This window comes from Psychrobacter sp. 1Y4, from assembly GCF_051847555.1.
Genome location: NZ_JBPYDE010000835.1, coordinates 1 through 599 on the forward strand (window position 1 = coordinate 1; position 599 = coordinate 599).

Here is a 599-nt window from a genome sequence, read left to right on the forward strand (position 1 = left end):
CGTTAGGATCTATGGTGGTTTCCGCAGCAGTGGTAGCTTTATCAGCATCAACAGGATTACTATTACCGCTATCAGGTGTAATAAACGGAAAAATCACTACCAAACCTAGAAAAATAAGAGCCAACATGCCTAACTTGGACTTAGACTTTCGACTTGCCGCGTCATTAGTTGATGCAGTCGCTTTAGCAAGCACAGGCGTCGTGCTATTTAAACGCTCAGGCGTCGCTTCAAACTGTTTATGACATTGAGAACATTCCACAATCTGACCAGTCGAGATTTGCCCTTGTAGTTCTGTTGAACAGTGAGGACAATTTATTTTAGAGGGTTTTTCTTCTGAGGGCGGAGACGGTAATGGTTGTTTCTGTTCTGGCACAGCTTCCTTATAAGACTTTAAAGTATTTTGCGTTACTACAAATTTCTGCTGGCAGAGTTTGCACTCTGTTACTTCAGCTCTTACTACACGTTTATCTGACTCAAACGCGGCGTCACAATGAGGACAAACCAAACCAGTCATAACAACTCCAATGCCTTATCAATTATTCAATCTAAAAAATAGCATCATATACGAAAAAAGAGCAGTAAACAAAATTTGTCTACTG

At 40.7% G+C, this 599-nt stretch carries 1 pseudogene; it reads right to left on the reverse strand.

Going from position 1 to position 599, the window contains the following annotated elements:
• A pseudogene (locus tag ACS8FC_RS19135) lies at positions 1–514 on the reverse strand (hypothetical protein); the annotation flags it as partial.
• Positions 515–599 lie beyond the last annotated feature (85 nt).